Annotated in this window: 20 protein-coding genes; 12 read left to right on the forward strand and 8 right to left on the reverse strand. The window is 52.9% G+C overall.

The features are described from left to right. Positions 1–176: 176 nt before the first annotated feature. From FRIGORI9N_RS00230 to FRIGORI9N_RS00255, 6 genes are all read right to left on the reverse strand, one after another. Positions 177–383 (reverse strand): hypothetical protein, encoded by a 207-nt coding sequence (locus FRIGORI9N_RS00230; protein WP_159567915.1) that lies wholly within the window; start codon positions 381–383, stop codon positions 177–179. Between the two features lie 199 nt (positions 384–582). Beyond that, positions 583–1,791: an ATP-binding protein gene (locus FRIGORI9N_RS00235; protein ID WP_159567916.1), complete on the reverse strand. Its 1,209-nt coding sequence runs from the start codon at positions 1,789–1,791 to the stop codon at positions 583–585. A 207-nt stretch (positions 1,792–1,998) separates the two neighbouring features. Continuing rightward, a complete protein-coding gene (locus FRIGORI9N_RS00240; protein ID WP_159567917.1) occupies positions 1,999–3,897 on the reverse strand; it encodes a hypothetical protein in 1,899 nt (632 codons plus the stop codon). Positions 3,898–3,916: 19 nt separating this feature from the next. Next, positions 3,917–5,032: a Gfo/Idh/MocA family protein gene (locus FRIGORI9N_RS00245; protein ID WP_159567918.1), complete on the reverse strand. Its 1,116-nt coding sequence runs from the start codon at positions 5,030–5,032 to the stop codon at positions 3,917–3,919. Between the two features lie 24 nt (positions 5,033–5,056). Continuing rightward, entirely contained in the window at positions 5,057–6,202 is a 1,146-nt protein-coding gene (locus FRIGORI9N_RS00250; protein WP_159567919.1) for an ATP-grasp domain-containing protein, read from the reverse strand. Next, on the reverse strand, positions 6,195–7,313 hold the full coding sequence (locus tag FRIGORI9N_RS00255; RefSeq protein ID WP_159567920.1) for a DegT/DnrJ/EryC1/StrS aminotransferase family protein: 1,119 nt from the start codon (positions 7,311–7,313) through the stop codon (positions 6,195–6,197). The genes FRIGORI9N_RS00250 and FRIGORI9N_RS00255 overlap by 8 nt, the downstream gene beginning before the upstream one ends. Before the next feature lie 177 nt (positions 7,314–7,490). On the opposite strand from FRIGORI9N_RS00255, the gene FRIGORI9N_RS00260 reads away from it, so the two are divergent. Together FRIGORI9N_RS00260 and FRIGORI9N_RS00265 are read left to right on the forward strand one after the other, a co-directional pair. Next, positions 7,491–8,336 carry an undecaprenyl-diphosphate phosphatase gene (locus FRIGORI9N_RS00260; RefSeq protein WP_159567921.1) on the forward strand — a complete coding sequence of 282 codons (846 nt, stop codon included), beginning with the start codon at positions 7,491–7,493 and terminating at the stop codon, positions 8,334–8,336. A gap of 19 nt (positions 8,337–8,355) precedes the next feature. Further along, a complete protein-coding gene (locus FRIGORI9N_RS00265; protein ID WP_159567922.1) occupies positions 8,356–9,735 on the forward strand; it encodes an FAD-binding domain-containing protein in 1,380 nt (459 codons plus the stop codon). Here FRIGORI9N_RS00265 and FRIGORI9N_RS00270 read toward each other — a convergent pair. Continuing rightward, positions 9,730–10,395, reverse strand: a complete 666-nt coding sequence (locus tag FRIGORI9N_RS00270) for a TetR/AcrR family transcriptional regulator (RefSeq protein WP_159567923.1) — start codon at positions 10,393–10,395, stop codon at positions 9,730–9,732. The genes FRIGORI9N_RS00265 and FRIGORI9N_RS00270 overlap by 6 nt on opposite strands. Positions 10,396–10,496: 101 nt before the next feature. Between FRIGORI9N_RS00270 and FRIGORI9N_RS00275 the strand changes: the two genes are divergently transcribed. Genes FRIGORI9N_RS00275 through FRIGORI9N_RS00290 form a run of 4 tightly spaced genes read left to right on the forward strand, consistent with a single transcriptional unit; the run spans position 10,497 to position 14,527 of the window. Then, on the forward strand, positions 10,497–11,954 hold the full coding sequence (locus FRIGORI9N_RS00275) for a hypothetical protein (RefSeq protein WP_159567924.1): 1,458 nt from the start codon (positions 10,497–10,499) through the stop codon (positions 11,952–11,954). 24 nt (positions 11,955–11,978) lie between these two features. Then, a complete protein-coding gene (locus FRIGORI9N_RS00280) occupies positions 11,979–13,316 on the forward strand; it encodes a DUF1329 domain-containing protein (RefSeq protein ID WP_159567925.1) in 1,338 nt (445 codons plus the stop codon). A 32-nt stretch (positions 13,317–13,348) separates the two neighbouring features. After that, positions 13,349–13,906, forward strand: coding sequence for a YaeQ family protein (locus FRIGORI9N_RS00285; protein WP_236550763.1), 558 nt, complete (start codon positions 13,349–13,351; stop codon positions 13,904–13,906). 12 nt (positions 13,907–13,918) lie between these two features. Further along, a complete protein-coding gene (locus FRIGORI9N_RS00290) occupies positions 13,919–14,527 on the forward strand; it encodes a flavin reductase family protein (protein WP_159567926.1) in 609 nt (202 codons plus the stop codon). 12 nt (positions 14,528–14,539) lie between these two features. Here the strand turns inward: FRIGORI9N_RS00290 and FRIGORI9N_RS00295 are convergent, their stop codons facing one another. Further along, the gene (locus FRIGORI9N_RS00295; protein WP_159567927.1) at positions 14,540–15,211 is read right to left on the reverse strand and encodes a GntR family transcriptional regulator; all 672 of its coding nucleotides are present in this window, start codon (positions 15,209–15,211) and stop codon (positions 14,540–14,542) included. Between the two features lie 168 nt (positions 15,212–15,379). On the opposite strand from FRIGORI9N_RS00295, the gene FRIGORI9N_RS00300 reads away from it, so the two are divergent. The 6 genes from FRIGORI9N_RS00300 (at position 15,380) to mdcA (ending at position 21,669) form a co-directional block, all read left to right on the forward strand. Then, a complete protein-coding gene (locus FRIGORI9N_RS00300) occupies positions 15,380–16,099 on the forward strand; it encodes a haloacid dehalogenase type II (RefSeq protein WP_159567928.1) in 720 nt (239 codons plus the stop codon). 45 nt (positions 16,100–16,144) lie between these two features. After that, positions 16,145–16,897, forward strand: coding sequence for an Asp/Glu racemase (locus FRIGORI9N_RS00305; protein WP_159567929.1), 753 nt, complete (start codon positions 16,145–16,147; stop codon positions 16,895–16,897). Between the two features lie 98 nt (positions 16,898–16,995). Beyond that, positions 16,996–18,015: a TRAP transporter substrate-binding protein DctP gene (gene dctP / locus FRIGORI9N_RS00310; protein WP_159567930.1), complete on the forward strand. Its 1,020-nt coding sequence runs from the start codon at positions 16,996–16,998 to the stop codon at positions 18,013–18,015. A gap of 81 nt (positions 18,016–18,096) precedes the next feature. Continuing rightward, entirely contained in the window at positions 18,097–18,645 is a 549-nt protein-coding gene (locus tag FRIGORI9N_RS00315; RefSeq protein ID WP_159567931.1) for a TRAP transporter small permease, read from the forward strand. Between the two features lies 1 nt (position 18,646). Continuing rightward, a complete protein-coding gene (locus FRIGORI9N_RS00320; RefSeq protein ID WP_159567932.1) occupies positions 18,647–19,990 on the forward strand; it encodes a TRAP transporter large permease in 1,344 nt (447 codons plus the stop codon). Between the two features lie 14 nt (positions 19,991–20,004). After that, complete coding sequence (gene mdcA, locus FRIGORI9N_RS00325) at positions 20,005–21,669, forward strand: malonate decarboxylase subunit alpha (protein ID WP_159567933.1); 1,665 nt, start codon at positions 20,005–20,007, stop codon at positions 21,667–21,669. Positions 21,670–21,675 lie beyond the last annotated feature (6 nt).

Below are 21,675 nucleotides of genomic sequence, written 5' to 3' on the forward strand. Positions count from 1 at the left end.
TAAGGGATTGGCCAGCAACGGCTTCAGGTTTTGTTGTTTTACCTGATTTAAAAATTCCTGGGCTGGTATGTTCCCTGGTTTTGAATTCAGCTCGCCTGCAATGTATTGTTGTACGGATTCGTCATCGACTGTTAGTTCATTCAGCTTGAAAAGTCGTATGCATTCGTCAACCCGTTTTAGTTCAGCATGGTCCGGTTCGCCGTACCAGTCCGCAGCGCGGCATGAAATTCTGAATTGCGGGCTACCCAATTGCCGCAGTTTTTTTGCAACTTGCCCCAACAGCTTTCGACCATTTGTTGTGGTGTTGCGCGCTTCGTCCAAAGCATCCAGATAAATGACGGGTTCTTGAGCCAAGTCGGCAAATTCTTCATCGAGAAATTCACTGACACGTATTACCTTGCCGCCTGTGTTTTTGCATTCTTGGTTGAATGCCGTGCTTTTGCCCGATCCCGGCTCGCCCAGAAGCACCCAAGATTTCAATTCTCGAAGTTCGGCAAGGACTGTCGTTTTACGCTGTGGCTGTGGGGCGTCTTCGCTTAACTGATACTCTGTGACTGTGCGTGGAATGAACATGGGTTTTTTCTACCCTAGCCAGTGACTTGCAGGCGCACTTAAAAACTCGTAAACAGGAATTCCAGCATCGCCAACCAACAGTGTTTTTGATCCTGTGTGGGTTTCACTAAAGGCTTGCAGTCCTTTGTGCGCTATTCCCGTTTTTCCACTTTTTACTTCAATACCCAACAGTTTGGAATTTTTGCTCAACACAAAATCCACTTCGTCGCCACTTTCGCGCCAGTAGTGAACATCGCATTCGCCCTGTGCAGTATTCATGAGGTGTGCGCCCACGCAAGTTTCCGCCAGTCTGCCCCAGTGGCTTCGATCGGCCTTCGCCTCGGCAAAGGTATACCCCGCCAGTGCAGACATTAGCGCCGTATTGTGTGCATTGAATTTCGGTGGAGAGGCTCGTTTGCGATGTTCTTTATTGGCGTATTTTTGCAGCCCGCTGAGCAGTTCTGCGGCGGATAACAAACCAATGTAATCGCTCAATGTGGTTGTATTGCCAGCCTCTTGCAAAAGCCCACCGTCAACAATTTTACTGAGTGCAAGAATTTGACCGGAATAGGCCCCGCAACCCAGTTCAAAAAGTTGTTTGAGTAGTGCCGGTTTGTGAATGCGGTTGTGTTCAAGAATGTCTTTGTTGATGATGGGGTCAATCAGTGAATGCTGTACATAAGCTCGCCAGCGTTGTTCGTCACCTATCAGGCTGGCTGAGCCGGGGTATCCGCCAAAATAAATATACTGATCCAGCGTGAAGTCGAATGCTTCTTGCATTTCACGAAACGACCAGTGACTTAAATGAATGCGCTCAAAGCGACCTGCCAGGCTTTCTGTCAGTCCTTTTTGCATCAGCCAGGGCGATGATCCAAGCAGCACCACGTGCATGGGCAATTTTTCAGTTCGATCTTTGTCCCACAGGCCTTTCACTACCTCGGACCAGTTTGGAATTTTCTGTATTTCATCAATCGCTAAAATGTAATGGGTGCCGTTGGTGATCCGCAGGGCTTGCGCTCTTGCTCTGTTCCATGTGTGAACAAGCCATTCTTCTGACCTTGGGGCCGGGCTGTAATCTTGCGTATCATTTGAGTCGAAGACGAAATTGGTGAGATTGGTCGAAAAGATTTCCCGTTGTTCTGTTGATACAAACAACCGGTGCGCAGCAGGCTGTTCATCAAGAACCTGATTGACCATGGTGGTTTTTCCCACCTGCCGTGGGCCGGTTACGGCAATCATGAACCTCGGGGTTTCCCGAAGCCGTTGCCGAAGCGTGGAAATTTGATGTCGACTGTACATTTTTACAATACTGAGTATATTTACTCAATATTGTAAATCAAGAAATGGATGTGTTGTGGAATTTATAAGTGTTTGTTTTAAATGGATTATAAAAATTTTACAACCCCATTTTTATTGATACTTCACCTTAACAGTAAGAACTGATCCTCACGGTAGCCACTTGCCTTTTCCGTCAATCATCAAGCCCCTTGGCCCACGCACTTCTTCTTGGTTTGCATACGCCCAGTTCAAGGCCTTGCACATTTCATCGGAAAACTCATTCTCGTTTTGCTGGTGCAAGTCCATGAATTTCTTGGACGCCACCATGGCTCGTAACTCCTCCAGCAAGCCCGGTTCATTGATGTAGCGCACCACGCCGTTGACGTAGTTTTCTACCGAGTCGGCAACGCAGTATTCGGCCAAGCCAAGTGAGGCCAAAATATCGTAGTCGCTGCGTGAATGTGGCTCGGCGCCGATCAGGCTGACAACGGGCATACCCAACACCATGCAATCAATGGTGCTTGTTGCGTTGCCAAACGGGAACGGGCTTAGTGCCAGGTGGTTTTGGTTCAGCATGTTCAAATACGCCTCATAGCCTGTGCGGCGTGCCACCACGGCGGTGGGAAAATATTTCTGCAAACGGCGTTCTGTGGACAGGTGCCCCACGCCATACTCATTGGGGAAGAAAGTGAAGCGCACGGGCCGGGCTGACAAGCGTTCAATTTCTTTCAACGCGGTAATAAATCCCAAGTTGATTTTCATGACATTGCAAGGCACTGCAATTGACACAACATCGTCGCTCAACACGGCGGGCGGGGGCAGCTTCAAGTCTTTGTGAGCCTCAGCCACATTGCCTATTTCGCTTTCCAGAATCAGCATGTTTTCATTCACAACGCCTTGGCCGCCAAACACACGGCTGGTGACAAAAGCCATGTCCATTTCGCTGCTGAAACTGCTGGCCGGGTGGCCAAAGCTCATGGCTTGCAGGGGTGCCCAGCGCAAGTTGGCCAATGAAATTCCCCACGAGCGCATGCCCACGCTCATGAACCAGGCAATGTCGGGCGTGCACTGGTTCAGTACGGGCTGAAGGTTCATTTCTTCTTCCGGCACTTCAATGAATTCATCAAACAGCCCAATGGATTGTTCATCGACATCGGCTTTCATCGACACCATGACCATGTAGTAATCGCGTTTCAGACGCTTGATCATGGGCGCATACCAGCGGTACATGGCGTGTACTGATTTGAATGTTTCCGCAATGACCGCCATCACCGGCTTGTTGTCGATGTTGCCCGCATGCCGCACGCTGCCAGCGGGTTTGGCTTGAATGCCCTTGGCTTTGTGCACACGTTTGAACCAGTTGTTCAAGTGCTTTTTGATGTCGTGTTTGCGTGGCGATGTGCCGTAGCTGCACAGCATCCAGATGTTGGAAATCAATGCGCGGTATTGATCAAGTGGGCGAAGTGAATCGTAAGGGTTGTATTCCTCAAGCAGGAAGGTGCGGCCAGCGTCGCCCGTCAGTGTCAATGGCAGGCGATCCAGCAACAAGCCAATGGCCAGCAAAGCGGCTGTTTCGGAAGTCTCCAGTGTCAATTCAACCAGGTCACCCGGCTCCAGATCGCCCACACCAGCCAGCAACACAGCACGAACCATGGCGGTGTTGTCGCTTAAGTTTTTGGTTTTTTTATCGCGTGCTTTTTGCAACAGCATGTGCAGGGTGGCTCTGTTGCCGCCGTAGCCAGACACCTCAAACACATAACTCATGAATCGTTTTTGTTTGGTCAGCACCAGCACACTGTTCAGGCTCAGGGTGTGTTTCAGGTCAGTCAACACGTTCACATACAGCGCGGCAAAGCGGGTGCACAATTCCGTGGTGCCTTGAATGTTCAGTTGCATCAAACTGGCGTAGGGTTTGTTTTGGCATTCGTTCACCAACACGGCCAGTTGATTGATTGTTTTTTCAGCATCTTGCCGCTGCAGGTACACACCGCTTTCAATGGCTTGCAGTTTGGCATCAATGTCATCAAACAGTGGTTTCAGTTGTTCTTCCAGACTGGATGTGGTCATGGTTTAAGCTTTCCCGATCTTAAAGTTCAATGGTGCGCCCGGTAACAGACGCTTGCGCAATGGCTTGGCTCAAGGCCAATCCTTCGGCTGCGACACCCGTGGACAGTGTGTAGGCATTCAGTTTTTCATCGCGCATGGCCTGCGCAATGTCGGCATAGTAGTTCGCAAAGGCTTCAATGAAACCAGAGGGGTGACCTGCCTTGAAACGGTTGTAACGGGGCTGTGCAGTGACATCGCTACCCGTGGATATTCGATCCAGCAGCATGCGGTTGCCGGCCTCGTCGGCGGCTTCAATCAATTCGGGTTGTTCCTGGTGCCATTGCAAACTGCCTTTGCTGCCAAATATGCGAATGCGCAAACCATTGCGGTAACCCAGCACGGCTTTGCCATACCAGGCATTCACCATCAGGTTGTTGCTGTAGCTGATTACGGCATCTACTTCATCAATCAAGCCAGGGGCCACATTGGTAATGGCACGCTGCCAGGCGTTCACGGCAAGCGGCGTGTTGCCGCACACAAAGTTCACCAGGCTGTGCAGGTGCACGAACAGGTCAAGCGACACGCAGCTGATGTCACCGTCTTCAAGCCGCCAGGCCTGAATGGCGTGGGTTTTGTTTTGATTGGTCAGTCGCATGTACGAATCTTGCGGCATTTCCACCATGACTTTGAACACATGGCCAATCCCGCCACTTTCCACGCGGCGTTTCATCTCGCGCACAGCCGGGTAGCCGGTGTAATTGAATATTGAAAACACCTGGGTGTTGTCGGGTTTCACGCGGGTCAGCAGTTCTTTGCATTCCTGCACATTGGCCAGTAAAGGCTTGTCGGAAATAACGCGCAGCTTGTGGTCAAGTGCCAAATGAATGTATTGCGCATGCGACTTGATCGGTGTGGCTATAACCACGGCATCCACTTCGGCGGCCACGGCGTCAATCAGTGCTTCTGCACTGGGGTAAAGCTTGTGTGCGGGCACATTGTATTGGCGACCCGACTCGGCATTGAATTCCGGGTTGCGGCTGAAGCAGCCAGCCACCAGTTCAAATTCATTGTCCATTTTCATGGCAATTTCATGCACGCGACCCACGGCTGAATTGACGCCACCGCCAATCATGGCCACTTTGATGGGTTTGTTCATGTTCAATCTCCTTTGCATGCAGCTTTAACCATTGAAGGTGTAAAGCCTGCGCTGTGTGGCAAGGCTTGCCAGTGTTTGAAGTTCGCTGGCATTGGCGCAGCGTGCAAACAGCAAAGCCATGCGGCCCACCGGGCTGGGCGCAATGAAGTCGCCAGTGGCGGCAATGGGCACCCAGCGCTCCATGTGCACCGGGTGTTTAAAGTGCAGGTGTTGCAGCAAACCTTCGTGTGGCAAGGTCAGTGTATGGCGCAAAATAAAATTCTGTTTCAATGCGCCGGGTGCTGTACGTTGACCCAAAAAACCTTTGGCATAACTGGCCACATAGGGAAAGCCGCTTGAAAGTTCAATCAGCTGGCTGTACAAGTCGCCGGGGCATCGGCGGGTAATTTCAACCAGCCAGAATTTGTCGCCCTTGAGCAAAAACTGGGTGTGCACCAGGCCATCACACAGGCGCAGGCTTTGGGCCAGGTGCTCAATTTCCCGGCGAACGCGGGTGTGCACCTCAGCAGGAAAATCAATGGCCATGTGGCTGGTGTCGACCACAAACCGGTTGGCTGAGCCATGTTCAATCACCACAAAATCTTGCACCACGCGGCCATTCGCCACAAATGCTGAATGGCTGTATAGCTGGCCGTCCACGTATTCTTCCACCAAACAATCACCGCTTTTTGATTCGGCTTTGGCGGTGGCAATCGCGGTGTGCAACTGCGTGGTTTCGCCTGCTTGCACCACGGCAATGCCGCGGCCACTGTAGGCGTCTACTGGTTTCACGATCACGGCGCATGACGGTGTTTCTTCATTGCTGAATACACGCGGCACCGACAAACCTTCGCGTTGCGCATAGCTGCGAAATTTCTGTTTGTGGTTGATGGTCTCCGTAGCCTCCAGGCGATCAATGCCGGGAAAGTGCAAAGCCTCCGATACTTCGGCACACGAGTAGTACGAGCGGTCGTTGCAGCCTGGCACCAAATACTCAATGCCCAACCGGGTGCACAGGTCAGCCAGTGCAGCGGGGTCGGAATAATCCAGTTGCTGATAGCCCGGCGTGGCTTTGGCCAAAAAGTCGCTGGGCTTGCCGCCCGCAAATAGAACCGTGTGCCCGGCATTGCGCAGGTAATTCAAAATGGGGCCGGATGAGAAGTTGGTGTCAACCAACAGCACCTTAGCCACGGCTGGCCTCGTCGATAATCACGCAAATTCGTGCCACATCTTCCAAAGCAAGGTCGGGGTAAATGGGCAGGCACAGCACCTGTTCCGCCGCTTTGTGGGCGTTGGGTAAATTGCGTTTCGCAGCCGAAGGCAGGCCACGGTACATGGGCATGCTGCTAATTAACGGGAAAAAGTAGCGGCGGCCATTCACGCCGTGTTCTTGCAAACGGGCGTACAGCGCGTCGCGCGAAATCGGGTAATGGGCATTCACGAAAACTGGAAAGTACGCGCCATTCCATTCCACGTTTTCAGGCACGGCCATGTGCTCAATGCCGGGCACATTGGCCAACAACTCGCGGTACAAGGCCTGTATACGGTGGCGTTTTTCAATGGCCTGGTCCACATACTTCAGTTGAAGCATGCCCATGGCGGCATTCAGTTCGCTCATTTTGCCGTTGATGCCGGGGGCCATCACGGTGACTTCATCGGCGAAGCCGAAGTTCTTCAGGTAATCAATGCGCTGTTTGGTTTTGGCGTCTTTGCAAACAATTGCGCCGCCTTCAAAGGTGTTGAACACTTTGGTGGCATGCAGGCTAAGCACAGACAAATCACCCGCATTCAAAATACTCTCGCCGTTTTGTTTCACACCAAAGGCGTGGGCGGCGTCGTAAATTACTTTCAGGCCGTACACATCGGCAATGCGCTGAATTTCACCGGTGTTGGCAGGCAAGCCGTAGCAGTGCACTGGCAATATCGCGCTGGTTTGCGGGGTAATGGCTTCTTCAATGCGGCGGGGGTCCAGGTTCAGGGTGACTGGGTCCACGTCCACAAACACGGGTTGCAAATCGTTCCACAACAGGGAATGGCTGGTGCACACGAAGGAATAGGGCGTGGTGATCACTTCGCCTTGAATACGAAGCGCTTTGAGCGCGGTCATCAGGGCAATAGTGCCGTTGCAAAACAGGGAAATGAACGGAACGCCCAAGTGCTCGCACAGCGCTTTTTCAAGTTGCTGGTGGTAAGGCCCGTTGTTGGTCAGTGTTTTGCTGTCCCAAATCTGTTCCAGATAGGGAATGAACTCCGCAAGCGGCGGCAGCGCAGGCTGCGTCACAAAAATTTTCCGATCGTCCATTCCCAAGCCTTTCTATTTGATTTTCTTCATTATGTGGGCAAGGGCTTGTGATCATTTGTTAAATATCAGGCCTCTTTCCCCTTCAGAAAAATGTTTTCCCCCATTCAGGCTTGCTATAGTTCGCATTGAATTTGGCTTGAAAACGGCCTTTATTGATCTATTTACCGGGAATTCACCATGTTTGTTGCCGGCAACGGTGTGGGTTGGCTTGAGGCCGTTATTTTGGGTCTTATTCAAGGTCTCACCGAGTTTCTGCCTATTTCATCCAGCGCGCACTTGCGAATTATTGGCCCCATGTTGCCCTCGGGCCTGGACCCCGGTGCGGCCTTCACGGCCATTACCCAGCTGGGCACTGAACTCGCCGTGCTGGTGTATTTCCGCCACGACATTGCCCGAATATTCATGGCGTGGTGTGCGTCGTTCAAGCGAAACACGCCATTTAATCCAGATGCACGCCTGGGCTGGCTGGTCATTGTAGGCACCTTGCCCATTGCAGGCTTGGGCTTGTTGTTTCAAGACATGATTGAAACCTACCTGCGCAACCTGTACTTAACCGCCATCATGCTGATTGTGTTTGGTCTTATTCTGGGTTGGGCCGACAAGGTGGGCAAACGCCAAACCGAGTTGCGCGAGATGACCTGGCGCGACGGCATTGTGTTTGGTTTTGCTCAGGCCTTGGCGCTGATCCCCGGTGTAAGCCGTTCAGGCGGCACCATTACCGCTGGTTTGCTGATGGGCTACACCCGCGAAGCTGCTGCCCGCTATTCATTTTTGCTGGCTGTGCCTGCGGTGTTTGCCTCGGGCTTTTACCAGCTGTACAAAAGCTGGGGCGTGGCCGGGCCTGTCAGCCCCGCGAACACGGCGCTGGCAACCTTCATTGCCTTTTTTGTGGGCTACGCGGTTATTGTGTGGTTTCTGAAAATTGTCAGCACGCGTGGCTACGGCTTATTCGTGGTGTACCGTGTGGTGCTGGGTATTGTGGTGTTGGCGCTGTTGGCCGCCGGGGTGTTACAACCCCTTTAAAGTTGTTCAAGGAAGTGGCATGCAGGTGTTGTGGTTCAAACGGGATTTGCGTTTAAGCGACCACCTGCCGCTGTTCGAGGCCATGCGCAACGCCAAACACCATGGCCTGGTGCTGCCCCTGTACATTCACGAACCCAGCCAAATTGCAGATGCGCACACGGCACGCCAGCACCAGTTGTTTGTGCATGAATGCCTGGATGATTTGCAGCAACAGCTCAGCGATGTGGGTGGTTACCTGCACGAGGAACTGGGCGAAGCGGTTGACGTGTTGGCCGCACTGCATGCGCAATTCAAATTCACCCACCTGTGGGCCCACCAGGAAACCACCCAGCTTGCACAATATCAGCGCGACAAAGCCGTGGTTGCTTGGTGCAAAAGCGTGGGCGTTGTGTTCACTGAGTTGCCACAGAACAATGTGCAGCGCGCCACCTTCATGGCCAATCCGTTCGCTGAAAAAGTGAATTTTCAAACCTACCTGGACCGTGCTGCGCAAGAAGAAATCAAGAACCCAGCTGGGCGAAATTTGAAAGTATTTTTCGCACCCCAACCCCCTGTTGAATTGAACCGAGCCACCGTACCGCACGCAGCAGGCGAGGACAAACCCTTGCGCATGAAAGGTGGCCGCGTGCAGGCCCGGGCTGTGGCGGCACAATTTTTCACCCCGGCAAAACTGAAAAGTTATCCCTTCTCAATTTCAAGCCCCTTGAAAGCGTGGAATGGTTGCTCGCGCCTGTCGCCTTATTTGGCGTACGGCGTGGTCAGCGACCGCGAGGTGCTGCAAAAACTCAATGCGCTGGTGAACACCGTGCACGGGCAGGGCGATGCGGCGCTGACTTCAAAAGTGGAAGACGCCGCCCGGTTTTATGTGGACAGGCTGATTTGGCGGCAGGGTTACTTGCAGCAGTTCGAGAACCACACGGGTTTGGAAACCGATGCCTTTTACAGCAATGAACCTGCGGAAATTAACCATGACTATTTAAATGCTTGGCGGCAGGGGCATACCGGTTTTGCGTATGTGGATGCCTGCCAGCGCTTTTTAAACCAAACCGGTTGGCTGAACATGCGGGCGCGAGCCACGCTGGTGTCGTTTGCCTGTGTGCAGTTGGGTTTGCCCTGGCAGCCAGTGGCCTTGTTTTTGGCGCAGCAGTTTCTGGATTTCGAGCCCGCCATTCACTACGGGCAGGTGCGCATTGCATCGGGCACCAGTCATTTTTCTCAAATGCTGGTGTACGACCCCCTAAAACAGCAGGCCGAGCAAGACCCAAAGGGTGAGTTTGTGAAGCGCTGGTTGCCTGAATATGGCACAGCCGCCTACCCGAAGCCGATTGTGGATAACACAGAATCTTTAAAGCTGGGCAAGGCTCGTTTGCATGCCATGCGTCAGAACCCGCGGTTATGAATTCAAGTTTCCGCGAAGGCCGGCACTGACATAGTCGTGAAACAAGCGACGCATTTCTTTGGGACCATCGGCCTGTGTGGCCAAGGGCAACAAAGCTTCGTCATGCATCACCATTGAAAAGTCGGCCAGGCCATGAATGGCTGTATTCACTGCCAGATGAATTTTGAATCGCAATTGGGTTTCCGAGTATTGCGGCAGCATGTTCAGCAGGGTGGGCGCGTACACGGCCATATACGGGTTGAAAAACCTGGTCAGGAAACGTTGCCCCTGTTCACCGGTTTGCCAGGTAAGGCGTGACAAAAACTGAATGCAAACAGCCCCGGTTTGCCCGCTGGCAAACAGTTTCAGAAACGGGTCAAAAATCAATTCACTCAACTTGGTCCATTCGCGGTGCTCGGGCAAGCCCAGCGCAAATTCTGCGTGGGCCTGTTTGCAGTACACATCCAACTGAGCATTCACAAATTCAACCACTTCCTCTACCAGTTTTTCTTTGGTTTTGAAGTGGTAGTGCACTGCCGAGCGGTTGTTCTGGCCCGATAACTGCCGAATTCGGCTAAGCGTGACCGCCTCAATGCCATGGTGTGCAAATTCAATCAGCGCAATCCGTAACAGCTGTTCGCGAGTATCAATAACAGGTGCAGCGTCGGCAGGTTTATTCATGTGATTGTTTTTGTGAGTAAATTTCCACTTGATTCGATTAATACCTTGGTATTAATCTAAACAGATTAAATGAACTATAACTAAAAATTCGGGAGACATGCGTGAAACTTTCTCAAGTATTCACGACTGCAATTGCTGGCACTGCGCTGGCTTTGCTGGGTGCTTGTTCGTCAGAGGACTTGGGCACTTCAGCCAACACCTCGGCATCGCCTGCGGCCAGCAACAATGTGCTCAGCAGCGAATCGCTGGTGCAAGCCATGGGCAGTGAAACGCCGCTGGGCTTGGGCTGTGGCTGGATCGCAGCCAGCGAACCTGACAAAGCCAATATAGCGTTTCCCGACAGCGAAGCAAAATACTGGGTGGCCGCAGCGCCTGTTTCTCCGCAAACCCGTTTGAGAATTGATGGGCGTTACCCCGACGCACGCTATTTTTCCTACAACGCTTACGATGCCGCGCTTCGCCCCACCGATGCAGTGGCTGACTTTGAGCTGGCCCCGACTGACAAGGGTCGCGCGGGCAACCCCTTTGCACGCAAGGGCGCAAAGCCCGGTGGCAGCTACACGGCTTACCTGGAATATGGCGCTTCACCCATACAAAACCCGGGCACAGTCCGCAAGCCCAACACTTTTTACACGGGTGAAATTGGCTTGGGGCCTGTGAATATTCCCAATGCCTTGGCCGTGTTCATTTACCGGGTGTATGTGTCGAATACAGGTGAGTTTTTCGATGGAGGTGTGGGCCTGCCCACCCTGACACTTGAAACGGCCGACGGCAGCCGTGAATTGGGAACCCTTCCGAATTGTGTAGAACCTTTGATGCCCAATTTGGGCGGCACGGCGCCACCTTTGGGTTTGAATGAACTGTTGTTGGGGCTGGACTACCCCAATCAACTGACCCTGCCTTTCCCCACGGCCACCAACCCGCCCAACACCTTGAAGTTTTTTAGTTTGGGCGACACGGCATTTCGAATTTTGGGCAATGTAACCGGGCAAGACACCAGCATGGTGGGTGGTCGAATCGATTCCGGCTCGGGCGGCTTTTTAAGCAATGTACACAATGCTTACACCAGCACCGGGTTTGCCCGACAGTACGGCAATATTGCCATGGTGCGCGCCAAGGCGCCTACTTACCGGGGCCAGCCCGGCGTTGAGTTTGGCCAGGAGCAATTGCGTTACTGGTCGCTGTGTGGCAATGAATTTGCAACCCAGCGCTTCACCGATTGTGCCGCTGACTTTCAAGTGCCGCTGGATGAGCAGGGTTTTTTCACCGTGGTAATTTCTGACCCCGCTGACCGCCCAGCCAATGCAACTGCCGAGAACGGGTTCTTGTGGTTGCCATGGGGTCCATATCCTGATCAACTGTTACTCTATCGGCACATGCTGCACAATTCCACGTTTGATGAAGCCATTCAGAACGTGGAAAAGGGCAATGCCTTGGGCGAGACCATGAAAGATTTCGCGCCTGTCGGCATATATTGCAAGCCAAACGTTTTTACACAAAGCAACCGCAGTGGCGAGGTGTTCGCCCTGTGTGTGCAAGACCAAAACACCAATCGATAAAACTATCCACAAGGAGACAATGAGATGGCAGTGCAAAAGATGAAATACGGGTTGCTGGCTGCAGCAATCGTTTTGGGGAGTGGTGCAGCACTGGCCAATGACCTGTCTGAACTGGGCAAAAGCCTGACGCCCGTGGGCGCAGAGAAAAAGGGCAATGCCGCGGGCACCATCCCTGATTGGACCGGCGGCTTGGTTAAGCCGCCAGCAGGATTTGATCCAGCAAAAGGCTACACCAACCCGTTTGCGGATGAAAAGCCACTGTTTACTGTTAGTTCCGCCAACATGGACCAGTACAAGGCCAACCTGACGCCCGGTCAAATGGAAATGATGAAGCGTTACCCCACCTACAAAATGAATGTGTACAAAACACATCGCACAGCGGGTTATCGCCAGTCCGTGTACGACAACGCCAAAGCCGAAGCACCGAATGTGAAGTTGGTGGACGGTGGCAACGGTGTGCAGGGCATCAAAAAATCCAACATCCCGTTTCCATTACCCAAGAGCGGCGTGGAAGTGATCTGGAATCACAACTTCCGTGATTTGGGCGGCTCGTTTACGCGCTATTCCGCTGACTTCCCGGTTCAAACCGATGGCTCATTCACCGTGGGCAAGCGTATTGAAACCGTGTCGCTGGCTTCCTTCATGGACAACCCTGAAGAAAACCGCATTTTGTACTTCATGAACCAGATCACCGCGCCTGCCAACGCAGCCGGTGAAGTCGCCTTGGTGCACGAGCCGATTAACCAGGTTGAAGAACCCCGCCTGGCCTGGCAGTACAACCCCGGGCAGCGCCGCGTTATTCGTGCGCCAGAGCTGGCCTACGATTCCCCAGGTATTGGTGCAGATGGTCTGCGTACCAACGACGACCTGAACGGTTTCAACGGTTCGCCCGATCGCTATGAGTGGAAGTTGGTGGGCAAAAAAGAGATGTTCGTGCCTTACAACAACTACAAGTTGGCCGATCAAACCTTGAAGTACAGCAGCATTATTCAGAAAAGCCACATCAATCCTGAAATGGTGCGCTACGAGTTGCACCGTGTTTGGGTGGTGGAGGCCACGCTGAAGCCCGGCAAACGTCATATTTATGCCAAGCGCGTGTTCTACATTGACGAAGATTCATGGGGCGTGTTGCATGCTGACCAGTACGACAGTCGCAATAGCTTGTGGCGTGTTCGTGAAGTGTTTGGCACCCAGGCTTACCATGCACCTGCGTTTGTTTCATCTGGCGAGGTGATCTACGACTTACAGTCACGCCGTTACCTGGTGGGTGGTTTGACCAACGAAGAAAAGTTTGCCGAGTTTGGCAAGAAGTACTCACCTGCCGACTTCTCGACAGCAGCCTTGCGCCGCATGGGTCGTTAATCACGCAGTAATCAGCGATAATCGCGGTTTGAATGTTTCAAACCGCGAGTCGCCCCATGGCCCTTCGAGCCACTGTCTACAAAGTTCAACTGGATGTGTCCGATCTGGACCGCAACCACTTTGCCCAATACCCCCTTACGCTAGCCTTGCACCCTTCTGAAACTGAAGAGCGCATGATGGTTCGGTTGCTGGCCTTTGCCATGCATGCCGGGCAAGACGTTCAATTCGGCAAAGGTTTGTCGGCTGAAGAAGAGGCTGCGGTGTGGGAAGTCGACCCCACGGGGCAAATCAAGGTGTGGGTCGATGTGGGCCAGCCCGACGAAAGCCGAATTCGCAAAGCCTGCGGCCGTTCAGACCGCGTGGTGATTTACTGTTACACCCGTTCAGCAGAAGTGTGGTGGAGACAAAATCAGGACTGGTTGAACAAACTGGACAAAGTCCAGGTGCTGCAACTGAGCGTTGAAGACGGTGCAACACTGGCAGGTCTTGCCCAGCGCAACATGAGTTTGGCCTGCACCATTCAGGAAGGCATGGTGTATTTGGGAGAGGCTGCGGTGCAGCCGGTCACTTTGAAGCATGCATCCGATTAAAGAAGGGACCCTATGTACTTCAACACCTCAGAAATCAGCCCTCGCGACAACTACCAGCTGCTCACCGGTGCTGTGGTGCCACGCCCCATTGCCTGGGTCAGTACCCTAAGTGAAAACGGCATCGCGAATTTGGCACCGTATTCATTTTTCACCGTGGCCAGTTGCAAGCCGCCCGTGTTGTGCGTGGTGCAAGTCAACCCGCGTAACCGCGCCGAGAAAGACACCCTCACCAATCTACAAACCACGCGTGAATGCGTGGTGAATGTAGTTAGCCATGTGTTGGTGGACGCCATGAACACCAGTTGTGGCGATTTTCCGCCTGAAGTGGATGAGTTCGAAAAAGCAGGCTTGAAAAAATCGCTCAGCAAGGCTGTGGCAGCACCCGGTGTAGAAGAGGCACTGGTGCGCTTCGAATGCAATTTGCGCGAAGTGAAGCTGGTTGGTGAGGGCCCCATGGGCGGCTCGATGATGCTGCTGGATGTACTGGGCGTGGAAGTGAGCGAAGCCGCCATGCGGGAAGGCCGAATCGCCAACGATCTGCTGGACGCAGTGGGCAAGCTGACGGGTGATGGCTATTGCACCACCCGCAGCAATTTTGACTTGGCCAGGCCGAAGGTTTAAGCAAGAACAACCTTAAGCTGCTGACTTGGCCTTCAGCAAAGGCAGCGAAGCCACCAAGTCTGCAAAGCGCTGGCCTTGCACCATGACATGGCTGCGCAGCAATTCATTGGCGATGTCTCCATCGCCAGCCAAAATAGCTTTCACAATGGCTTCGTGTTCATCAAATGAAGTCGGAATTCTGCCGCGCACACGCAACTGCAAGCGCCGGTAAGGGCGCAGCCTGCGGCGAAGCCCCCACGCCTGATCCCGCAAAAAATCGTTGTGGCTGCCCCGGTAAATGACACCGTGAAATTTGTCATTGAGCTGGTAGTACTCGTCGGGGTCGCCACCCTTGGTAATGGCTGCCTTGCATTCTTCGTGCACGGCCAGCAATTCTTTTTGCTCTTCGTCGGTCAGGCGGCGGGCCGCAAGGCGGCCGCACATGCCTTCGAATTCGCCCATCACCTCGAACATTTCCACCAGTTGCTGGGCGCTGAACTGCGCCACCACGGCGCCGCGGCGCGCGCGCAGTTCGACCAAACCAGCTGTGGCCAGTTGGTTCAGGGCTTCACGAATGGGAGTTCTAGACACACCAAAGCGTTCTGCCAGCTCGGTTTCATCAAGATGGTCGCCTGGTGGCAGCTTGCCAAAAGCGATCAACTCTTCGATTTGGTCCCGTACGTCTTCTGACAGTTTTTTCTTCATGGGGTAATAAAAAAAATGAATCAGCGTTATTGACAATGTATACGAGCGGAATTAGTCTTGTATACAAGAAATTAAATAACGCATGCAAAATGCGATGCTCTATATACAATCATAAGAGAGCACAGCCCCAAACACAATGAGTTTCGGGGGAACCTTGAGGAGACATGGATGAGTCACGCAGCCAGCGCTGTCAAAGCGCTTGCATTTGATGTTTTTGGCACGGTTGTAGACTGGCGCGGCAGTGTTGCACGCGAAGTCGCATTGATCGCCCAGCACCTGAACATTCAGGTGGATGCTTTGGCGTTTGCCGATGCCTGGCGCGCAGGGTACGCGCCTGCCATGGACCGCGTGCGCAAAGGTGAATTGCCCTGGATGCACATCGATAGCCTGCACCGCATGATTCTCGACTCCATCGTTGAGCAATTTGGTTTGACTCGATTGAGCAATGAACAACGCGAAAACCTGAACAAGGTATGGCACCGCCTTGCGCCTTGGCCCGACACCGTGGCTGGCCTGCATGCCCTGAAAAAACAATTCACCATCACAACGCTTTCAAATGGCAATTTTTCATTGCTCACTGCCATGGCCAAAAATGCCCACCTGCCGTGGGACTGCATTGTATCGGCCGAACTGTTCAAGCACTACAAGCCCGACCCGGAAACCTACCATGGCGTGGCCGGCTTGCTGAACTTGCCCATTGAGCAAGTGATGTTGTGTGCTTCACACCCCAGCGATTTGCGCGCTGCCAAAGCGCAAGGCATGCGCACCGCCTATGTGATGCGCCCCTTTGAATTTGGCGAGCATGTGTCTTTGCCCACTGTTGAGGCAGGGGAGTTCGATTTTGTAGCACAAGACTTTGTGGACCTGGCCCGCCAGTTGGCGAGCTAATTGGCAACTTAGTGGCAACTTAGGCCCACACACACGGAGTATTCAATGAGCAAGATTTACCGCATTGGCCAAATTGTGCCAAGTTCTAACACCACCATGGAAACAGAAATTCCAGCGATTCTGCGTGCACGCGAAGCCGTGGAAGCCGAGCGTTTCACCTTCCATTCAAGCCGCATGCGCATGCAACATGTGACCAAAGAAGAGTTGGCCAAGATGGACTCCGACTCTGACCGTTGTGCGCTTGAGTTGGCCGATGCCCGTGTGGATGTGCTGGGCTATGCCTGCCTGGTTGCGATCATGAGCATGGGTTTGGGTTATCACAAAAAATCGGAAGCGCGTTTGCATGGCCGTACGGTAGAGGCCGGTGGCCCTGCGCCAGTAGTGACCAGTGCGGGTGCCCTGGTGGATGGTTTGAAAGCGATTGGTGCCAAGAAGGTGGCCATTCTGACACCGTACATGAAACCACTGACCCAGTTGGTGGTGGACTACATTGAGCATGAGGGCATCGAGGTGCTCGACAGCATTTCACTGGAAGTATCCAATAATTTGGAAGTGGGTTTGTTGAACCCGCTGGCCCCGGTTGAGCACACCAAAAAACTGAACACAGCCAATGTAGACGCCATTGTGGCCTCGGCCTGTGTGCAAATGCCATCGCTGGCCTCCATTCAGCAAATCGAAGACCGCGCGGGTATGCCCGTATTGTCTTCTTCGGTTGCAACCACTTACATGATGTTAAAGAAATTGGGTCTTAAGACCTATGCCCCGGGCTTCGGCTCACTGTTGTCCGGGAATTATTGAACGAACTCAGAAATTTCGTTCGGATGTGGAAAGCGTTGGCGAATCACTCACCTGATTCAATAGCGTCCAATTATTAGAAGCAGAAAGGAGACTTACTCATGAAGTTCATGATCAAACCCCTGGTGGCCGGTATGGCCGCAGCAGCAATCACATTTGGTTTCGTCAACACAGTGTCGGCACAAACCACCACCATCAAGGTATCGCACCAGTTCCCAGGCGGTACGGAAGAAAAAGGCGATTTCCGCGATCGCCTGGTGCGCAAGTTTGCGCGTGAAGTATCCGAGAAAACCAATGGTAGTCTGAAGTTTGAAATTTTCCCCGGCAGCTCGCTGGTTAAAACCTTTGCGCAGTTTGGTGCCTTGCAGAATGGTTCTGTGGACATGACCCTGTACCCACTGGCCTACGAAGGCGGAAAAATTCCACAGGTGAACATCACCTTGATGCCCGGCATGATCACCAGCTACGAACAAGGCCACCGCTGGAAAGGCCAGCCTATCGGCAATGAGCTGGAAAAATTGCTGGAAAGCAAAGGCGTGAAAGTGGTCACCTGGATTTGGCAAGCCGGTGGTATTGCTTCCAAGAAAAAAGTATTGGCCCCCGATGATGTGAAGGGTGTGAAAATTCGCGGTGCTTCCAAGCACATGGATTTGATGTTGAAAGGTGCTGGTGGTTCAATCACCAACGTGCCTTCCAACGAAGTTTACAGCGCCATGCAAACCGGCGTGTTGGACGCAGCTGTCACATCCAGCACGTCCATCATTTCTTTCCGTCTGGAAGAAGTGGGCGACCACTTGACCGACGCCAGCCAGAATTCTTTCTGGTTCATGTTTGAACCCCTCTTGATGGCCAAGTCAACCTTTGACCGCCTGACACCCGCTCAACAGAAAGCGGTGATGGAAGTGGGTGCAAGTCTGGAAAAGTTCTCTATCGAAGAGTCCAAGAAAGACGACCAGATGGCTGCTGAAGTGTGGAAGAAAGCAGGCAAGAAAGCCTACGCCATGGACGATGCAACTTTCGCCAAGTGGCGTGCTGTTGCCGAGAAATCCGCCTGGAAAGATTTCGCTGAAGAAGTGAAAGATGGCCAGAAGTGGTTGGACATGGCCACTGCCGTTAAATAAAGCAGTTAAGCAAAGCAAAGCGCACCAAACCTATTTCGACAAGATTTGGGTTTGGTGTTCAAGTTCCACTCGGAGAAAACTATGAACAACCCATTGTGGCGACTGTTCAGCGGCACGGTGCGCGGCTTCAACCAAGCCATGGCCTACTTGTCCGCACTTCTGATTTTGATTTGTTCACTCGTACTGGTGTACGAAGTCGTAACACGATACATCCTGAATATTTCAAATGACTGGGTCATCGAACTCAGCATTTTCATGTTGATTGCTGCCACTTTCCTGGCCGCTGCGCACACACAGCGCGAGCGTGGGCATGTGGGCATTGAAATTCTTGACGAAATCATGTCAAAGCGAGCAAGTCGAATTCGCCTGTTGTTGGGCGATATTTTGTCGATGCTTTTTTGTGGCCTGGTGGCTTACTTGTCCGCAGTGTATTGCCATGAGGCCTGGGATCAGGGCTGGGCGACCAGCTCGACCTGGGGCCCCAAGTTGTGGATTCCCTACTTTTTTATGGCGTTTGGCATGCTGTTGCTGACACTGCAATTCATTGTGCAAATCGTGGAAGGCTTGATGGGCAAGGCCCCTGAATTGCCAAAGCACGGGCACGCAACCACAAGCGGACAAGGGGGCTAATATGGGCGTCGTCGAAATTGGCCTGATTTACACGGCCCTGACATTGGTGTTGCTGTTCTCGGGCATGCCCATTGCGTTTGCGCTGGGTTCATCGGCCGTGATCATCATGTATTTTTTCATGCCTGCGACCAATATTCATTTGATTGCAGAAACAATTTTCGGTGAACTTGAAAACTTCACCTTGTTGACCATTCCGCTGTTTATTCTCATGGGGGCTGCCATTGGCAAAACCCGTGCGGCGGTGGATTTGTATGAATCGGCCTACCGCTGGTTGTACCGCATGCCAGGCAGCCTGGGTGTGGCCAACGTAATGGGTTGTACCATTTTCGCAGCGCTGTGTGGTTCAAGCCCTGCAACCTGCGCAGCCATTGGCGGCATGGGAATTCCTGAAATGCGCAAGCGTGGTTACAGTGGTGCCTTGGCATCTGGCTTGATCGCTGCGGGCGGTACTTTGGGTATTTTGATTCCACCCAGCATTACCTTGATTATTTATGGGGTCATGGCCGAGCAGTCCATCGGCAAGTTGTTTGTCGCGGGTATTGTTCCCGGCTTCTTGCTGGCCGTGCTGTTTTCGCTGTGGGTGGTCATTAAATACATTCGCGACCGCCACGAATGGATGAGAACTGCAAGCCCCGAAGAAATTGCCAAAGTGGCCCAGAAAGAGCACTTCACCTGGAAAGAAAAGATGGAGTCGCTGCCGCGTCTGCTGCCTTTTCTGCTGTTGATTGCGCTGATCATGGGTGCCATGTACGGCGGTTTCGGTACACCTTCAGAAGTGGCCGGTGTGGGTGCAGTTGCCGCGCTTATCTTGGTGATTGCACTGTACAAGTGCTACCAGTGGACCGACCTTCGCGCCATTTTTACAGGCACAGCGAAAGAAAGCTGCATGGTCATGATGATCATCGCCATGTCCTTCCTGTTCACCTACGTGATGAGCTATCTGCGTATTAGCCAAAGTATGGCTGAATGGCTGGTGGCACTGGAAATGTCGAAGTGGGCTTTGCTGTTCTGGGTCAACATGTTGTTGCTGGTGTTGGGTTTCTTCCTGCCACCTGTGGCCATTATCCTGATGATCACGCCGGTGATTTTGCCGCCCATTCTGGCTGCTGGTTTTGATCCAATCTGGTTCGGCATTATTTTGACCATCAACATGGAACTGGGCTTGATTACTCCGCCTGTGGGCTTGAACCTGTTCGTGATCAACGGCATTGCGCCCGACATCAAGTTCGGTGAAATTTTCCAGGGCATTATTCCGTTCATCCTGATTATTGCGGGTTACATCGCTTTGCTGGCTGTGTTCCCCGACATCGTGATGTTCCTGCCCGACATGTTGTACGACTACTAAGCAGGACAAATACAATGAGCATAACCAACACTGCATGGCGCCAAGGGCAACAATCCAAGGCGGCCCGGTTGGGCCGCGCTGCCCACCTTGCCGGTGGAAGTTCAGGCAAGGTGGTGAAGGCCGATCAAACTGTGGCCTTGCTTGAAAGTGTGATTGAGCCCGGCGACCGAGTTTGCCTGGAAGGCAACAACCAAAAGCAGGCCGACTTTTTGGCGCAATGTTTGGCCAAAGTGAACCCGCAACAAGTGCATGATTTGCACCTGTTGCAGTCGGTGGTGGCTTTGCCCGAACACACCGCGTTGTTCGACAAAGGCATTGCAAAGGAAATTGATTTTTCATTTTCCGGGCCACAAGGCGCGCGCCTGGCCAACCTGGTCAGCGCCGGGAAAATCAAGATCAATGCCATTCACACCTACCTGGAATTGTTTGGTCGCTACTTTGTGGATTTAACGCCCAATGTGGCCTTGATTGCAGCCGAGGCTGCAGATGCCCAAGGCAATTTGTACACAGGGCCTAATACCGAGGACACACCTGCCATTGTGGAAGCCGCGGCTTTCAAAAACGGCATTGTGATTGTGCAGGTGAACGAAATACGCGACACACTGCCGCGTGTAGATGTACCCGGAGATTGGGTTGATTTTGTAATTCATGCACCGCGCCCGAATTACATTGAGCCTTTGTTTACACGCGACCCGGCACAAATTTCTGAAATACAAGTGTTGATGGCCATGATGGTGATCAAGGGCATTTACGCGGAGTATGGCGTAAAGCGTTTGAACCACGGAATTGGTTTTGACACCGCAGCCATTGAATTGCTGTTGCCCACTTACGGTGAGCAATTGGGTTTGAAGGGAAAAATTTGTACCAACTGGGCACTGAACCCACACCCCGCATTGATCCCCGCGATTGAAGCAGGCTTTGTACAAAGTGTGCACAGTTTCGGCAGTGAATTGGGCATGGAAAAATACATTGCTGCAAGGCCCGATGTGTTCTTCACTGGCAACGACGGCAGCATGCGCAGCAACCGCGCGTTTTGCCAGGCGGCAGGGCATTACGCCTGCGACCTGTTCATTGGTTCAACCTTGCAAATTGACACCTACGGCAACAGCAGCACAGCCACCAAAGGCCGAATCGCCGGCTTTGGCGGTGCACCCAATATGGGTGCCGACGCGCGTGGCCGCAGGCATGAAAGCGAAGCCTGGGTAAAGGCTGGGCGTGAAGCGCAGGCCAACCCCAAGCACATGCCGCGTGGCCGAAAGCTGGTGGTGCAAATGGTAGAAACATTCCGCGAGCACATGGCCCCAGCTTTTGTTGAGCGACTTGACGCCTGGGATTTGGCCGACAGCATGGGTTTGAACAACCCGCCGGTGATGATTTTTGGTGACGATGTAACCCACATTGTGACCGAAGAAGGCATTGCCAATTTGCTGCTGTGTCGTGGTGAAGAAGAGCGCGAGCAAGCCATTCGTGGCGTGGCCGGCTACACCGAAGTGGGCATGGCCCGCGACAAGAAAAAGGTGGAAGAATTGCGCGCACGTGGTGTGATCAAGCGTGCAGAAGATTTGGGCATTGCCCGGCGCGATGCCACCCGCGATTTGCTGGCTGCAAAAACCGTCAAAGATTTGGTGCGTGCTTCAGGTGGTTTGTACAACCCGCCCAGCCGTTTCCGCAACTGGTAAGGGGTT

This window comes from Limnobacter sp. 130 (assembly GCF_902506325.1).
Classification (GTDB): domain Bacteria; phylum Pseudomonadota; class Gammaproteobacteria; order Burkholderiales; family Burkholderiaceae_B; genus Limnobacter.

Excerpts from the sequence above, each read along its gene's own strand:
- FRIGORI9N_RS00305 (WP_159567929.1), top strand. The coding sequence starts at position 16,145 with ATGAGCAAGATTTACCGCATTGGCCAAATTGTGCCAAGTTCTAACACC.
- FRIGORI9N_RS00320 (WP_159567932.1), top strand. The coding sequence starts at position 18,647 with ATGGGCGTCGTCGAAATTGGCCTGATTTACACGGCCCTGACATTGGTG.
- FRIGORI9N_RS00260 (WP_159567921.1), top strand. The coding sequence starts at position 7,491 with ATGTTTGTTGCCGGCAACGGTGTGGGTTGGCTTGAGGCCGTTATTTTG.
- FRIGORI9N_RS00280 (WP_159567925.1), top strand. The coding sequence starts at position 11,979 with ATGGCAGTGCAAAAGATGAAATACGGGTTGCTGGCTGCAGCAATCGTT.
- FRIGORI9N_RS00265 (WP_159567922.1), top strand. The coding sequence starts at position 8,356 with ATGCAGGTGTTGTGGTTCAAACGGGATTTGCGTTTAAGCGACCACCTG.
- FRIGORI9N_RS00255 (WP_159567920.1), bottom strand. The coding sequence starts at position 7,313 with ATGGACGATCGGAAAATTTTTGTGACGCAGCCTGCGCTGCCGCCGCTT.
- FRIGORI9N_RS00315 (WP_159567931.1), top strand. The coding sequence starts at position 18,097 with ATGAACAACCCATTGTGGCGACTGTTCAGCGGCACGGTGCGCGGCTTC.
- FRIGORI9N_RS00245 (WP_159567918.1), bottom strand. The coding sequence starts at position 5,032 with ATGAACAAACCCATCAAAGTGGCCATGATTGGCGGTGGCGTCAATTCA.
- mdcA (WP_159567933.1), top strand. The coding sequence starts at position 20,005 with ATGAGCATAACCAACACTGCATGGCGCCAAGGGCAACAATCCAAGGCG.
- FRIGORI9N_RS00300 (WP_159567928.1), top strand. The coding sequence starts at position 15,380 with ATGAGTCACGCAGCCAGCGCTGTCAAAGCGCTTGCATTTGATGTTTTT.
- dctP (WP_159567930.1), top strand. The coding sequence starts at position 16,996 with ATGAAGTTCATGATCAAACCCCTGGTGGCCGGTATGGCCGCAGCAGCA.
- FRIGORI9N_RS00240 (WP_159567917.1), bottom strand. The coding sequence starts at position 3,897 with ATGACCACATCCAGTCTGGAAGAACAACTGAAACCACTGTTTGATGAC.
- FRIGORI9N_RS00290 (WP_159567926.1), top strand. The coding sequence starts at position 13,919 with ATGTACTTCAACACCTCAGAAATCAGCCCTCGCGACAACTACCAGCTG.
- FRIGORI9N_RS00270 (WP_159567923.1), bottom strand. The coding sequence starts at position 10,395 with ATGAATAAACCTGCCGACGCTGCACCTGTTATTGATACTCGCGAACAG.
- FRIGORI9N_RS00285 (WP_236550763.1), top strand. The coding sequence starts at position 13,349 with ATGTTTCAAACCGCGAGTCGCCCCATGGCCCTTCGAGCCACTGTCTAC.
- FRIGORI9N_RS00295 (WP_159567927.1), bottom strand. The coding sequence starts at position 15,211 with ATGAAGAAAAAACTGTCAGAAGACGTACGGGACCAAATCGAAGAGTTG.
- FRIGORI9N_RS00235 (WP_159567916.1), bottom strand. The coding sequence starts at position 1,791 with ATGATTGCCGTAACCGGCCCACGGCAGGTGGGAAAAACCACCATGGTC.